Raw genomic sequence first — 13,940 nt, forward strand, 5'->3', positions numbered from 1 at the left:
TCAGCCTTCTTCATATTCTGTATCAATTTCGATATCCAGAGTATCTTCATCAACTCGCACATACAAAATATTTGGGTGACAACAGACTTGACAATCTTCTATATAAGATTGAAGTCCCCCTGCACTCAAATCAATAAAGGTTAAGCTCGGTTCGCCGCAATAGGCGCAATAATACTCAGCAGTTGTTTGCATCTTTAGGTGTTCTCCTCAATTTTAATGTAGAGTTTATTTCGGCGTAAAAAAATTATTATTTTAATGGCTGAAGTTCTTTGGAGGATGAGTCGAAATGACTGGTTGCATCAGCCAAGTGCTTGATTAGTGTAGACTGTGGTAATGGCCCTTGCAAGTGACTCCAGGGTAATACTTGTTCCGTTGACCAATTGGCGTGGACGTAGAAATCTAAGTCAGGAATTTGCCCTTTGAGTTGTTTAAAAGCACGTTTGTAGCTACCCAAGGAATCGCCAAAGTTACGGGTAAGTTCTAATAGCTTTGACAGTCGGCGATCGCCTCTGGATAATAAAGCTTGAATAATAGACCAATTATAACTTTCTGGGCGAAACTCTATCCCCTGGGGTTTCAGGTTTTTTTGCAACATCTGCAACCGCTTTTCTGCTTGACGATTTACCCCAAACCACTGAAATGGGGTATGTGCTTTAGGTACAAATGTACTGCATCCAAATGTTAATCGTAATCCTGGGGCTGCTTTTTTCAAACTACGCATCATGGCTACCGTTTGCTCTAAATCTTCTAGTTCTTCACCGGGAATTCCCGCCATTCCGTAAAGTTTTAAGCTTGTCAATCCCCCAGATTTAGCATTGATTGCAGCTTGAATAATTTCATCGTTATGTAGCTTTTTATTGATGATTTGTCGTAATTTTTCCGAACCACTTTCTACAGCAATGGTGAGCGATCGCGTGTCTCGTTTGGCTAAAGTTTGTGCAAGTTGTACTGTTACCGTATTGGTTCTTACCGAAGCAATACTCAGGCGCACATCATCATATTTGGGTTGACTAATATAATCGAGCAAGGTTTCAAATTCTGGATGTTGAGTTACAGAAGCACCCAATAATCCTAATCGCTTTGTAACTTGTAAACCTCGATCAATGGCTGGAATTAACGAAGTTTCCAGGCTAGCAGTTCTAAAAGGTAGAGTGAGATAACTTGCTAAACAAAACCGGCACATTTCTGGACAACTTCTCACCACTTCCACCATGTAAATATTTTCCCATGCTGCCTTTTTGGTGACAACAGTTGAAGCGGATAAAGTATTTCCTCGATAAGTTTGTTTTTGCACCAATGCGGGAATTTCTGGTAAAATGGGCTTAATGGACTTGACTCCATCATCTGTTGCATGATATTCCACGGCATACAAACTAGGAACATAAATTCCCGGTATTTGTGCAAGTGCTATAAGTTGAGTATTTCTTGAGGCGGTTCTAACTGATTTATAAGCAGCAATAAAATCTCCCAGCAATGTTTCCCCATCACCCAACAAAATCACATCAAAAAAATCGGCGTAGGGTTCAGGGTTAGCGGTGAGAACAGGACCACCACCAAAAATTATCGGATGATGATCATCACGAGAAGTGGCGCGAATCGGAATATCTAAAGATTCCAGCAAATTGAGAATATTCACATAATCTAGTTCCCATGAAATCGAAAATCCGACAATTTCCGGCTTTCGGGGTAATTGTTCGTGAATATCAGTAAATAGACGACTCACCTGTAAATCATCACGCATTGCCAAAGTAGCCCACACCACCTGATAGCCTAGACTCGTGATACCCACGCTGTACTCATTGGGAAAAGCAAAAATCAGCCGGATAGCGTCGGTGTTGGGGGTGGTGGGGCTAAATAAGAGGCGTTCAGAGTCAAATACAGATGATGTCACAGGTATTTTTTATGGGGAACTTTATCTATATCTAATTTTAAGCCATAAAATTATCAAGTTGAAAAATAATGTGGCAGCATTAGCCAAAATTATCGGCAGTTGTTGGAGAATAATTCCATAGATAAGCCATAAAAATATGCCTGTGTTGAAACAAATCAACATGACAAAGGAGACATCTTTAGCAGATTTAGATTGCCATATTTTCATCATCTGCGGCAAAAATGAGAACGTAGTGATGGAAGCAGCAACTAATCCTAAAACTGTCACAAAATCCATGAATTGACCCCAATAAAATAATGCCGTTATTTGGCGAAATATCAAAAAATAAATTATCCATTAGCAGTTGTAGAATGAGTTAAACAAGAGTATGACACTACCTTGGTTGCGGTGTCTACTTTTGGCTAACACACCCTACTTTCATTGGCTATTTGGGAAATTGGAAGTTTCCTAGCGAAACCGAGCAATTAATTCTTCGCGGGATAATTGCAATAGTAAGGGGGTAAACTCTTCTGGTGGTAACGCCAATAAAGCTGCAATAATTGCTTGCAGGTCATTATCTAATTCACCAAAACGCACTTTCAGCAAGTTTTCTACTACTAAGCGTTCTCCCTGCTGTAGTCCGCGTTGTTCTCCTTCTTGTATCGCCAGTTCACGGTCTTGTTGATAAAGTGGTGCTAATCGCATAAGTAATTCCCTATCATCTGCATCTCGATTTTGAGTGACTTGTAAGTTTTGTTGCAAATTATATAGCAATTCTAGCGCCGCTTTGCGAAAAGGGTTATCAGGGGTATCTGAATATGTAGCTATCTTGGCTCAACCTCTTGTTGCTTCCTTCGTGCCCGTAATTTTACAACCAGGGAAAGTAATCAAATGTTTCCAGCCTGATTAATAACTCATTCAGGATTTGAACTTTTTCTTCAGTAAATAAAATAATTATTTAGTAATATAAAGCACATATTGTTGCTTAAGTATTATGGGTAACAAACTAGACAAGCTACTTGCTGTATGTTATAAATAGTATAGAGGCAGTAATGTTTTTGTTACCATGTAAAGAATCTGGCATGTTCTTGTAAAATCATCAGTGTAAGCATAAAAAGGAAATTATGACTAAACTTGCCACGGAGTATTTACTTTATTTACTTTACACACTTGCTTACTCAGAAGAAGGTACAGTGACTCAAGGTATTGTAAAAAAACATTTATCAAAGGAACAACAAAAGAACGCTGATAAAATTTGTGAAGCTTTGTGTAAAAAAAAATTACTAGAATCACCTAAAAGAAGTCGGCTTTCAATTACAGAGGAAGGGAAAAAAGTATTAGTTACTAATCTTCAAACAAGTGATTATAAATTTAATTCTTCAAAAGGACAAAAAGTTTTAAACACTCTTTTATATTGCCTTACATTAACATCTTTTCAAGATTACACTTCAGCAATGCTTGCTGATGATATGAAGTTTGAAACCTTTGTAGAAAAATTTAAAGAGCTTTATATTGAGGAGAAAAATAAGCAAGAATTGCGCGGAGTGGTTGCTATTCGTGGTCAAGATATTTGTTCGCAACTTAAGGAAACAAATGCCATTTCTCAATCACTATTAGATAAATATTTCGCTCGTTTGAAAACAGAAGGCAAGATATTTGCCGTTACCGAAAAAGATGATGAATTAATTCAATGGGTAGAATAATTTATGCCAGAAGATGCAGGAAAAAAAAGATATATCAAAAACTTTCTTCAACAAATACAGGGAGGGGAAGGTTTTATTGAAGATATTTGGATTGAACGTGTAGTGAGTCCTCCTGGAGTATCTGGTGAAGGCTCAATAGCCAAGAGTATGTCTGGGCGTCAAATAAGTAATATAACTGAACTACTTGAGGATGATATTAGGCATAGTTTTGATGATGGTTACTTTACGTTTAGGTTTGTAGCAGCCTTGCTTGGTAGTGGAAAAACATCATTACTTACTTACCTACATGAGCTAACTAAAAATAAACCTACTTATAGAGAACTTGCTATAGTTATTAGATTTCAGCTTTCGGATTTACTTACTATTGGTGGAGAACAAAGCTTTAGTATCAAATTATATTGTCATATTTTAGCTCAAACATTTTGGGAGTTATTACATAATAAAGATCTTACTTCATCTGTCGAAGATGTAGCAGAACGTATATTAAATGATTTGTTAGATAAGTCACCGGTTAATGAATTAAAATCTGCCAAATCTGAAATTCAATTTGCTCCTAAGTTTAATAAATTTTTAGTTGAAAGTGGTGTTGCATTTGAAGATTTTTTCTTTCATGTTCTTACTGAAGTTTCAGCAGTTGAACCACGTTTTACATTTGTATATCTTACAGATGAATTAGATTCCCTGCAAAGTTTTCCTAATTTTATTCAAGAAACTAGAGCTTTGTTTAAAGCATTGATTAAGCGAGTACGTCAGAAATTCAAATCAAGAATACATTTGTTAATGTACATAGTAGGGACATCAGACAACGTACAAGGATTTATAGCAGGAGATTCAGTTTTAGAAAGCATAATACAAGGTTCACCTATTAACCTTAGTCCTGGCTATAATAAAGAGTTTGAAATGATAAGAAGCGAAATTGATAAACGAATTGAAGGAGCTTACAAAGGATATAAAGATTTTCACAAAGCATGGCAAGAAATAAAAAATATTCCATTGAAACCAGCAAAAAATTTGAGAATTTTCTGCCGTGACTATGCATCAGCAGTTTTAGAAATACATGAGAAATACTTTAGTGAGGCACCTGAGCAGCTATTTGAAGGTAATGCGCGTGAATTACTAGAAGCACAGTGTAAACAAAAATGGCACAGTTATTTAAGCAAGTTCACATACAAGCTATCAGCAGTTTCAACTACAACTGTGCTAGAAGGTCATGCTTTTGATTGTTATGCAGAATTATTACACAATGAGAAGGTTATTGCAAGAGCTTTTGGTGAAGCTAAAAACTATGAGCTTCTGAAAAGTCATTTAGAAACATTTGAAAAATGGTTAAAAGATGTTGATTTCAAATCAGTTAACTCAGACGGACTTCCACCCGATTTAGCCTTTCTTATTGCTCCGGAATGTCCAGTACTTTTACAAAGAAAACTGGAACTAAAAAAAATTACGTTTATTAAAGCTGATAAAGTTAACGTTATTAAAGTTATTTCAGACGATGAGCATAGTAAAAAAATAATTGATATAAATACAGCAGATAAACCTACTTTGACTAGTATTTTTAAAGGTACTCGTGTTAAACAGACCACCATAGATAAATTAATCAAACGCAGACAAACAACAAAATATCAAGATTTAAATGAATTAGCATCTGATTTCAACTTTAGTCAAGATGTTAAGGATAAACTTGAGGCAAAAATTAACAATAATGAAATTTCCTTTCAGTAATATACTCAAGCAACTGGGACTGTTAAAAACTGTAACGGCTTATACAGCAATTTTCACTCATTTGAACCACAGATCTTCGTAGGGGCGCAAGGCCTTGCGCCCCTACCCTGTGGTCTATTTACCTGAAAATGGCTGTAAATCACGTAAAATAAAGGGCGATCTTTCAGGTCGCCCTTTAACCATAAATCATCGCTGAAACAGCAAAATTGTCACAAAACTTTACACTGAGCATGATTCCGTAACAAATGGTCGCATAACACCAAAGCCACCATCGCCTCAACCATCGGGACTGCACGTGGTAATACGCAAGGGTCATGTCGCCCTTTAGCAGCTAGTAGGGTTTCTTCACCCTCACGAGTTACAGTTTTCTGTTCTTTTCTAATTGTCGCTGTCGGCTTAAACGCGACGCGCAAAATGATATTTTCGCCGTTGGAAATTCCCCCTTGAATCCCACCAGAACGGTTGGTGAGGGTGCGAATTTCACCATTTTCATCAATATAATATTCGTCGTTATGTTCAATTCCCGTTAACAGCGTCCCTGCAAAACCGGAACCAATTTCAAAGCCTTTGCTAGCGGGGAGAGACATCACAGCCTGAGCGATATCTGCTTCTAATTTATCAAATACTGGTTCGCCTAAACCTTTGGGGACATTTCGCGCCACACATTCTACCACACCGCCGATAGAATCGCCTTGTCTACCAGTTTGTTCAATTAATTCAATCATCCGCTCTGCCAATTCTGCATCAGGACAGCGGACGATGTTGCTTTCAACATCTTCTAAGGTAACGGTGTTGGGGTCAATTACGCCTTCCAAATCCTTAATGCGCTTGACGTAACCGATAATTTCCACATTGGCGACTTGACGGAGAATTTTTTTGGCGATCGCACCTGCAGCCACCCTCCCAATTGTCTCACGCGCTGAGGATCTACCGCCACCCTGCCAATTACGAATTCCATACTTAGCATCATAGGTAGCATCGGCGTGAGAAGGGCGATATTTCTGTGCCATCTCGTCGTAATCTTGGGGACGAGTATCTTTGTTGCGTACCAAAATCGCTAAGGGTGTCCCCAGAGTTTTCCCTTCAAACACCCCAGAGAGAATTTCGCACTTATCTTCTTCTTTGCGCGGCGTCGTAATTTTACTTTGTCCTGGGCGTCGCCTGTCTAACTCAAATTGTATTTCCTCGGTGGAAATTTCCAAACGTGGTGGACAACCATCAATTACAACGCCCACACCCCCACCATGAGACTCGCCAAAAGTGGTGATGCGGAATAAATGTCCGAAGGTGCTGCCCATAATGTTGAGGAAATACAGTTTGGCTTATATAGGATACCATGCACCGACTGCAGTCAAACGATTTTGGATTTTGGATTTTGGATTGACCCCGACCACAAGGGCCAAACAATTTTAGATTTTGGATACTTCTCTACGTTCGCGTAGCGTGTCGCAGACAGAGGCTACGCCAACGACTTAAGAGCGGGCGCCGAAGGCTACGCTCAGTACAAGTTTTGGATTTTGGATTAAATCTAAAATCTAAAATTCTGCGGGGCCTGCAAGGAACCGAAACAATCTAAAATCTAAAATCTAAAATTGGCTTGGTCAATCCCCAGTCAGGAGAAAAATTGCCAAAACTTTGACACTCTCAGGTCTAAAGACACTGAGATTCTACAGACAGAGTAAAACTCTCGCTACGACCGTCAAACGCCGTCTACCTAGTCACTCTAAGTCAAGCTTAGGTTTCTAGCTACTTTTATTTTTTCCAATGCTTTCAGAATCCATCACTAAGCCAAGACGCGGTACGCTCCAATACTGCGTAGGTTTTGGAATTTCTTGGTTGAGGCAAGCAGGGGGAGCAGGGGGAGAAATGGAGGCTGGCGTTGAGTTTTGCCTCCCATGCCTCCCCTGCCTCCCCTGCCTCCCCTGCAAATCCTACGCAGTATTGCGGTACGCTCCGCAACAAGCCTTTATTTGCTCTTTCCTGTCATACTGCGCCAGGACTTAAACCTAACCGTTGTTTCATAGGAGCCGGGATTTCTCCGATACTAGGATGCTTCAACACGTAGATGTTTTTTGTTCTTACTCACGATCTAATTTTAACACAAATACCACTGCGACTGAAGTCGCTCGTGCCGCTGACCACGAGCGGTCTGAAGACGCTGAGTTTCCCGCATCCCGCGTATTCCTATGAGGAAACTTTTACAGCACGCAATCATGGACTTCTAAATTTAATTCTATAGCGATTGCACGAATGACATGGTGTTGCCTGAACAAGCACCGCCTTGTAGCCAGAGTAAGTTAGTCATAGGACCTCGCGGGAAGTGGGAAACTCAGTGGCTTTAGCCCTGAGAGTGTCAATTGCTAGATATTTTTATATGATTTACCTGTTGAACAAGGGGACTGGGGAAGAGTATTCCTGATATCCAATCCCTTTTATCGATATTGATCTTCTAAAATAAAGGATTTTTTTAGTAAATTCATTGTGGTTAAATAAAATTTAATATTTCGCCTAAACTTAAGTATATTTAAATTTTAAGTAAAAGGTTGTAGGCATGACAGACTTTTTGGCTAAAATATGAATAATATATAAACCAATGTCATTTCTTGGCTGTGCTACCAGATTGTAAATTTTCAGTGAAGTTCTTGTATGTCAAGGGTTTTGCTGGCAAAGTAAAAGTAGATTTTGACCAATAAATGTTAAATTTAAATACAAATAAACAATTTAATATTTTTGACAAAAATGCAGAAATTGCATAAAATATGTGCAAATAAGATTGTGAGATTTTTCTGACTTTGTTCTCTGCTGACACAGAATAAGTTAATCAAGACTTAAGGTAGTTAAAACTGTCCTTAATATTGGGATTTACCCCCTAGAAATTTGTCAATAGAGTGTTTTATAGTGTAAAAAGTTGATTCTTTTTTTCATGCCTTTGCAGCTTTGTGGTAAAAAAGGGCGATTAGGAATTACGAATTAGCTTAAACAGCAAGAAGCCCCGCACCATACACTTCGTGTTGGTGTCGGGATGAATTGCGCGACAAAAAGGAGACGCCATTCAATCAATTTTTACCGCAGGTGAAACAGATTGAATGGCAGTCGAGTTTTTGTCAATTTCTGGATTCGGTAGTGAATCGATAAATTCTTCTAAAACTTGTGTCATTGTTTTATCAACTTGTATTGAATATAACTGCAACTTATTATATCTACGTTCAGACATCCTTAACCCTAATCTTTTTCATGATGGCTGTACATTGTTCGTACATTCATGCTAGCATATAACAAGTTAAGTGAGAGGTCGAATCACGATGAAAACAACTTACCAGTATCAGTTTTACCCAGATACTAATCAAAAGATAGAGCTTAACGAGTGGTTAAGAATATCTCGTTATTGGTACAACCGACAATTGGGTGAGCGGTTTTCATGGTGGCAGAACAATCACTTGCAGCTAAAAGCGTTTCCTTTTTGGAAAGACACTTTCCCTGGTTTATTTGAGCGGCCAAGTTACTACTCTCAAAAGTTGCAATTACCAGAAATAAAGAAAGATTTTATCAAGGTAATGCATAGTGGAGAGTTACTAGATTTTTCTCGTGTTGATTCAACTGTTTTGCAAGATATTTGTAAGCGAGTTGATAAGGCTTTTGAAAGGTTTATGGTTGGTGATAAAAAGGGTAAGCGTTCGGGTAAGCCACGTTTTAAAACAGCAGCTAGTTTTGGCACAATGACTTTTGCAAGTGCTAAAGATGATTGGATTAAACTAGTTCGGAAAAACTGGTTATATCTAAGATTACCTAAATTGGGTGTTGTACAAGTCAGAATGCATCGACCTTTGCCCAGTGGTTTTAAACTTAAACAAATCAGCGTAACCAAAAAAGTAGATGGTTGGTATATCCAGATGTGTCTGGAAGATACCTCTGTACCTGATTTTAATCCTGATTTAATTGTTCCAGCTTGGGATAATTCAATGGGTTTGGACGCTGTTTTACATGGTGATGATTATCTGGCTACATCCGCAGGTGACAAACTACCTTCTTTAAAATCACTACGTAAAAACCAACATAAACTGGATAAAGTATCAATCAAGAGAAATAAAAGAAAACCTGGTAGTAAACCTAGAAGAAAACTAGCTAAAAAAGAAGGTAAACAGCATCAACGTATCGCTAGAAGTCGTAAGGATTTTCAATATAAGACTGCCCATAAACTTGTAAGAAGTGGTAAGAAAGTATTTTTCCATGAAAAACTTAATTTACAAGGTTTGAGTAAAAGAAATGCACCAAAGCCAGACGAAAATGGTAAGTTTTTACCCAATGGACAATCAGCAAAGTCTGGATTAAATAAATCTTGGATGGATGCAGCATTTGGACAGTTTTTTGAGATATTAGGTTACATAGCCGCAAAAGCTGGTGCCGTTGTGATACCTCAAAATCCTGCTTATACTAGTCAAATTCTCAGTTATCGGAACGAGATAGTATTTCCTAATCTTGATACTAGAGATTACTGGGATGAGATTGAATCTTTGAGAGTTGATAGAGACATTAATGCCGCTATCAATTTGAAGAGACTTGGCTTGGGCATTATGCCAAGTATAAAACGCCGTAGTAAGAAAATAGACATAGTTGGAACTATGTCTGACAGTATTACAAAGGAAATTTTGAACATCCTTAACAGGACTTCAGAAGCCTACACCATACCCGTAGGGTTGGTGTAGGAGATGTCACTAATTATTGTTGAATTTTCGTAGGTGTTGAAAGACTCAATTCTCCAATGGGCTAGAGTACGGTAGTTATGAATCCTAGTATTACAGATTCAGCCGTGAAGGCTGCGATCGCGGCCATTGCGTCGGAATCAGCAACGACAGAAGAAAAAATCCAGATCCTGATCGAGATGGCTTTAGGCTTTCAAAAAAGGCCGAAAACTGCCAAGGATTTGCGGTATGCAGTTTCGCTGTATTATCGAGCATATCAGATGTGTGGTGAGGATTATCCCCTCCTGAAAGCTCAGGCGCTGGTGGGGATGGCTGGGACTTTACAGACAATCCCGGATGGGGGGTCCGAACTGCTGCTGCAGGCGAAAGCTGGTTATGAAGAGGCCTTACCGATTTTACAACAATTAGCTTCACCAGAGGAAGTGGCCCAGGCGCAGATGAATTTCGGTTTGGTGTTACAGTCGTTGGTGCCGTTTAATTTGGCACGAATCACAGATAGCATCCAGGCTTATCATGAAGCTTTGCGGGTATTTACTTGGGAGGATTACCCACAAGATTATGCAATTTTATACAACAATATTGCGATCGCCTACCTTTCTATGCCCCTAGCATCAGAACGGGAATACTTGCGTCAAGGGCTTGCTGTGCAGTCATTTGAGGTAGCACTCAAGCATATTACTCTGATTGACCACCCTAGGGAATATGCGATGTTGCAAAACAACTTAGGTAACGCTTTGCAATATTTAGTGAGTTCCCATCCTGTAGAGAATAATTTGCGAGCGATCGCAGCTTATGACGAAGCGTTGAAAGTGCGTAACTCCAGAGACACGCCGCTAGAATACGCTAACACAATTTCTAACAAAGCTAACGCTTTATTCAACTTACCCGACGACCCACAAAAACCAGAAGCGGGTAATTTACAAAATCTCAAAAAAGCGCGTACATATTATCAAGAAGCTGGGGAAATCTTTCGCCAACATGAACAGATAGAACAAGCCGAGGTGGTAGCGCAAGCTTTGCAAGAAATTCAATTTGAGGTTTCACAGTTGACGGTTGACGGTTAACACATTACTAAACGGAAGAGAAATTATGAGTGAGATTTTCAGCGTTTCTCATCTTAGGGATTTTATCACATTTTTCGCAAATGGTGACATTAATATCATCACAGGATTTGTGTGGGTATTAGTAGCCACGGTATTATCTATGATTGGCGGGGCGATTGGTGGGATGCTGTTAGCTGGAAAAGATATAGGTTATAATTTTTCGGCAATATTGGGTGGATTCTTTGGACCGACTGGAGTAATTCCCGCCATATTATTAGGGCTATTGTTGCTGAATTTACTGCAAAATTTATAGATAGGAGGAAATATGTTTGATATTGGGTGGTTTTCCGCCAAATTATTTTTTAAAGGAAAGCTACTGCGCGATCCTGGTTATTTTATCCGACAAACAGCTATTGGTAGTAGCATAGCTTTCTTGATATTGTTGTCACTTGCACAAACCGAATTTCCCTTTTGGTTAACAATAGTAATATCTAGCTTAGTGACAGGTGCAGTAATGCCATTTCTTCTGAAGGATTTCAAAATGAAGTAAGTGTGAGTTGAGTGTTTAAGGTTATCGGTCTACATGCATTAGGGAATAGTTAAGAGTAAACAATAACCAATGATTACACTCATTGAACACACACCAACACTTGATGAATTGATTCAAGAAATTAACCGCTTTGAATCAATTATAGACGAGTGGGACGAAAGTCAGAAATGCGTAGTTGTAGGTTTGAAAAGAGCAATTGAGTCTTTACATAAAGCAGCATTGAAGCGGTTGATCAAAAGCCTCAAAGAAGACTCAATGTCAGCTTTACGTCTTGCTGTTGCTGATGAAGTAGTATACGCAGTATTGCTTTATCACGAATTAGTAAAACCGCCAAGACCACCATTAGAAACCCGTATTCAGATAGCGCTTGATGAAGTTCGTCCAGGTTTACAAAGCCATAACGGTGATGTAGAGTTAGTGGCAATTAAACTACCAGATAAGGTAGAAGTCAGGTTAACCGGAACTTGTAGTAATTGTGCAGCTTCTACCTTGACTTTATCGCAAGGAGTAGAACAGGCGATTAAATCCCATTGTCCAGAAATTACTACAGTTATTGCTGTCAATAATCGTCCGACTGTTGATAGCAATGCTTCTAGTTTAACCAGTCCATTTTACCCACAGAGAGGATCGACTTGGATCAGAGTAGCAACTATTGATCAAGTTCCCGAAACTGGTGTATTGGCAGTACAAGTTTTAGGTAATTCCTTAATTTTACATCGTCAAGGTGTGAATGTCACCTGTTATCGCAACACTTGTTCTCACTTAGGAAATCCCCTAGCTGAGGGTCAAGTAGAAAATGGGATCATCACCTGTCCGATCCACGAATTTGAGTACAGATTAGAGACAGGTGAATGTTTAACCGCGCCCGATATTTTCCTACAATCATATCCCATACAGATAAAAGGCGATCGCATTTTTGTTAACCTGTAGCTAGGGAATAGGAAATAGGGAATATTTGCAAATACTAACTGTAGGTTGTGTTGAGGAACGTAGCTTGCTTACCGTAGGCTAACCCAACACAACCTACAAAAAATAAAATTCGGAATCTTTAAACCAAAATTGCAGAAACAAAACCAAGAAATTTCCCCAAATTCTCTCTTCTCACCTCAAGGTGCAGAGGTAATTTTAGGTAACATTATCGAACCAGAAAAATTAGCAATACCTGTAGTACCAAGTGACACAACAATGTTTGCTCCTCGCGGTGCTTGTTTATTATCAGAAATCGGTCCTTTGTGGGTATCAGATACAGGACATCATCGGTTATTAGGATGGCGGAACTTACCCACCAGAGACAGTCAAAGTGCTGATTGGGTAATTGGACAACCAGACTTTAACCATGAGGGACAAAATGCTAAACATACACCAGGAAAAGCAACTTTCAGTGTACCTACAGGAATTTGTGCTGTGGGTAAAGGGTTAGCGGTGGCTGATGCTTGGAATCATCGGGTATTAATTTGGCAAAATTTACCTGAAGATAACAATATTCCAGCCGATTTGGTGTTAGGACAAGCTAATTTTACCGACACAGAACCTAATAGGGGAAAACAAACTGCGTCTGCGAATACAATGCATTGGCCTTATGGCATTTTCTATCATCAAGGACGGCTATTTGTTACCGATACCGGAAATCGCCGGGTATTAATTTGGCACCAATTACCAATAGAAAATGGTCAACCAGCCGATTTAGTTTTGGGACAACCAGATATGATATCGCGCAACGAAAATGACGGGGGTTCTCCTTCCGCGTCGAGTATGCGTTGGTGTCACGATATCACCTTTTGGGGAGAAAATTTAGTCGTCACCGATGCTGGTAATAACCGAGTGATGATTTGGGAGGGGATACCAACAGAAAATAATCAACCTTCTGCAGTAGTTTTAGGACAAAAAAGCTTTGATTCTGTCCAAATGAATCAAGGGATTTATTTTCCTAATAGTAGTACCTTGAGTATGCCTTATGGTGTATCTGTTGCTGGTGATTGGTTGCTGGTAGCTGATACTGCGAATTCTCGTTTGTTAGGATGGAAGAAGCCAGAATCAATTCTATCACTGCAAGGGGTTGGAGCAGATGCGATCATGGGACAAAATAATTTTCAAAGTAAGGGTGAAAATCGGGATTTTGGATTGGCGAGGCGAGATAGTTTAAATTGGTGTTATGGGGTGAATGTTTGTGGTGATATGGCGGTAATTGCTGATTCTGGTAATAATAGAATTTTGTTGTGGAAGTTGGATAATAAACTTCTTATATAAATCAAAAAAAAAGGAACCCCACCCGGTCTTTGACCCTACGAATTTTAGATTTTGGATTGTGGATTAAATCTAAAATCTAAAATCTAAAATTCTGCGGGGTGGGGT

The 13,940-nt window shown here is 39.1% G+C and carries 14 protein-coding genes; 8 read left to right on the top strand and 6 right to left on the bottom strand.

Annotated features, from left to right (window positions below; genetic code table 11):
- The 4 genes from HEQ19_21760 to HEQ19_21775 all read right to left on the bottom strand — a co-directional run bounded on the left by HEQ19_21760 (position 1) and on the right by HEQ19_21775 (position 2,632).
- The gene (locus tag HEQ19_21760; protein WYM01741.1) at positions 1 to 192 is read right to left on the bottom strand and encodes a CPXCG motif-containing cysteine-rich protein; all 192 of its coding nucleotides are present in this window, start codon (positions 190 to 192) and stop codon (positions 1 to 3) included.
- Between the two features lie 55 nt (positions 193 to 247).
- Positions 248 to 1,891 (bottom strand): radical SAM protein, encoded by a 1,644-nt coding sequence (locus HEQ19_21765; GenBank protein WYM01742.1) that lies wholly within the window; start codon positions 1,889 to 1,891, stop codon positions 248 to 250.
- A gap of 21 nt (positions 1,892 to 1,912) precedes the next feature.
- Positions 1,913 to 2,167 (bottom strand): SemiSWEET transporter, encoded by a 255-nt coding sequence (locus tag HEQ19_21770; protein WYM01743.1) that lies wholly within the window; start codon positions 2,165 to 2,167, stop codon positions 1,913 to 1,915.
- Positions 2,168 to 2,338: 171 nt separating this feature from the next.
- Positions 2,339 to 2,632 carry a hypothetical protein gene (locus tag HEQ19_21775; GenBank protein ID WZI66980.1) on the bottom strand — a complete coding sequence of 98 codons (294 nt, stop codon included), beginning with the start codon at positions 2,630 to 2,632 and terminating at the stop codon, positions 2,339 to 2,341.
- A 362-nt stretch (positions 2,633 to 2,994) separates the two neighbouring features.
- Here HEQ19_21775 and HEQ19_21780 point away from each other — a divergent pair, with 362 nt between their 5' ends.
- Both HEQ19_21780 and HEQ19_21785 read left to right on the top strand, forming a co-directional pair.
- Positions 2,995 to 3,573 carry a hypothetical protein gene (locus tag HEQ19_21780; protein ID WYM01744.1) on the top strand — a complete coding sequence of 193 codons (579 nt, stop codon included), beginning with the start codon at positions 2,995 to 2,997 and terminating at the stop codon, positions 3,571 to 3,573.
- Between the two features lie 3 nt (positions 3,574 to 3,576).
- Positions 3,577 to 5,295 (top strand): hypothetical protein, encoded by a 1,719-nt coding sequence (locus HEQ19_21785; protein ID WYM01745.1) that lies wholly within the window; start codon positions 3,577 to 3,579, stop codon positions 5,293 to 5,295.
- A 209-nt stretch (positions 5,296 to 5,504) separates the two neighbouring features.
- Here HEQ19_21785 and aroC read toward each other — a convergent pair whose 3' ends face one another.
- Positions 5,505 to 6,593 (bottom strand): chorismate synthase, encoded by a 1,089-nt coding sequence (gene aroC, locus HEQ19_21790; GenBank protein WYM01746.1) that lies wholly within the window; start codon positions 6,591 to 6,593, stop codon positions 5,505 to 5,507.
- Positions 6,594 to 8,347: 1,754 nt separating this feature from the next.
- On the bottom strand, positions 8,348 to 8,509 hold the full coding sequence (locus HEQ19_21795; protein WYM01747.1) for a hypothetical protein: 162 nt from the start codon (positions 8,507 to 8,509) through the stop codon (positions 8,348 to 8,350).
- Between the two features lie 88 nt (positions 8,510 to 8,597).
- Between HEQ19_21795 and HEQ19_21800 the strand changes: the two genes are divergently transcribed.
- The 6 genes from HEQ19_21800 to HEQ19_21825 all read left to right on the top strand — a co-directional run bounded on the left by HEQ19_21800 (position 8,598) and on the right by HEQ19_21825 (position 13,835).
- A complete protein-coding gene (locus HEQ19_21800; protein ID WYM01748.1) occupies positions 8,598 to 9,998 on the top strand; it encodes a transposase in 1,401 nt (466 codons plus the stop codon).
- Positions 9,999 to 10,075: 77 nt separating this feature from the next.
- Positions 10,076 to 11,059, top strand: a complete 984-nt coding sequence (locus HEQ19_21805) for a hypothetical protein (protein WYM01749.1) — start codon at positions 10,076 to 10,078, stop codon at positions 11,057 to 11,059.
- A 25-nt stretch (positions 11,060 to 11,084) separates the two neighbouring features.
- Positions 11,085 to 11,351 carry a hypothetical protein gene (locus tag HEQ19_21810; GenBank protein ID WYM01750.1) on the top strand — a complete coding sequence of 89 codons (267 nt, stop codon included), beginning with the start codon at positions 11,085 to 11,087 and terminating at the stop codon, positions 11,349 to 11,351.
- A gap of 12 nt (positions 11,352 to 11,363) precedes the next feature.
- Positions 11,364 to 11,588 carry a hypothetical protein gene (locus HEQ19_21815; GenBank protein ID WYM01751.1) on the top strand — a complete coding sequence of 75 codons (225 nt, stop codon included), beginning with the start codon at positions 11,364 to 11,366 and terminating at the stop codon, positions 11,586 to 11,588.
- 69 nt (positions 11,589 to 11,657) lie between these two features.
- The gene (locus HEQ19_21820; GenBank protein ID WYM01752.1) at positions 11,658 to 12,518 is read left to right on the top strand and encodes a NifU family protein; all 861 of its coding nucleotides are present in this window, start codon (positions 11,658 to 11,660) and stop codon (positions 12,516 to 12,518) included.
- A gap of 129 nt (positions 12,519 to 12,647) precedes the next feature.
- Positions 12,648 to 13,835 (top strand): hypothetical protein, encoded by a 1,188-nt coding sequence (locus HEQ19_21825; GenBank protein WYM01753.1) that lies wholly within the window; start codon positions 12,648 to 12,650, stop codon positions 13,833 to 13,835.
- Positions 13,836 to 13,940: the final 105 nt, after the last annotated feature.

The sequence above is a fragment of the Gloeotrichia echinulata CP02 genome (genome assembly GCA_038087035.1).
In the GTDB taxonomy this organism is placed as follows: Bacteria; Cyanobacteriota; Cyanobacteriia; order Cyanobacteriales; family Nostocaceae; genus Gloeotrichia; species Gloeotrichia echinulata.

Coding starts and splice junctions, on each gene's coding strand:
- HEQ19_21760 (WYM01741.1), bottom strand. CDS start 192: ATGCAAACAACTGCTGAGTATTATTGCGCCTATTGCGGCGAACCGAGC.
- HEQ19_21770 (WYM01743.1), bottom strand. CDS start 2,167: ATGGATTTTGTGACAGTTTTAGGATTAGTTGCTGCTTCCATCACTACG.
- HEQ19_21780 (WYM01744.1), top strand. CDS start 2,995: ATGACTAAACTTGCCACGGAGTATTTACTTTATTTACTTTACACACTT.
- HEQ19_21785 (WYM01745.1), top strand. CDS start 3,577: ATGCCAGAAGATGCAGGAAAAAAAAGATATATCAAAAACTTTCTTCAA.
- aroC (WYM01746.1), bottom strand. CDS start 6,593: ATGGGCAGCACCTTCGGACATTTATTCCGCATCACCACTTTTGGCGAG.
- HEQ19_21795 (WYM01747.1), bottom strand. CDS start 8,509: ATGTCTGAACGTAGATATAATAAGTTGCAGTTATATTCAATACAAGTT.
- HEQ19_21800 (WYM01748.1), top strand. CDS start 8,598: ATGAAAACAACTTACCAGTATCAGTTTTACCCAGATACTAATCAAAAG.
- HEQ19_21805 (WYM01749.1), top strand. CDS start 10,076: ATGAATCCTAGTATTACAGATTCAGCCGTGAAGGCTGCGATCGCGGCC.
- HEQ19_21810 (WYM01750.1), top strand. CDS start 11,085: ATGAGTGAGATTTTCAGCGTTTCTCATCTTAGGGATTTTATCACATTT.
- HEQ19_21815 (WYM01751.1), top strand. CDS start 11,364: ATGTTTGATATTGGGTGGTTTTCCGCCAAATTATTTTTTAAAGGAAAG.
- HEQ19_21820 (WYM01752.1), top strand. CDS start 11,658: ATGATTACACTCATTGAACACACACCAACACTTGATGAATTGATTCAA.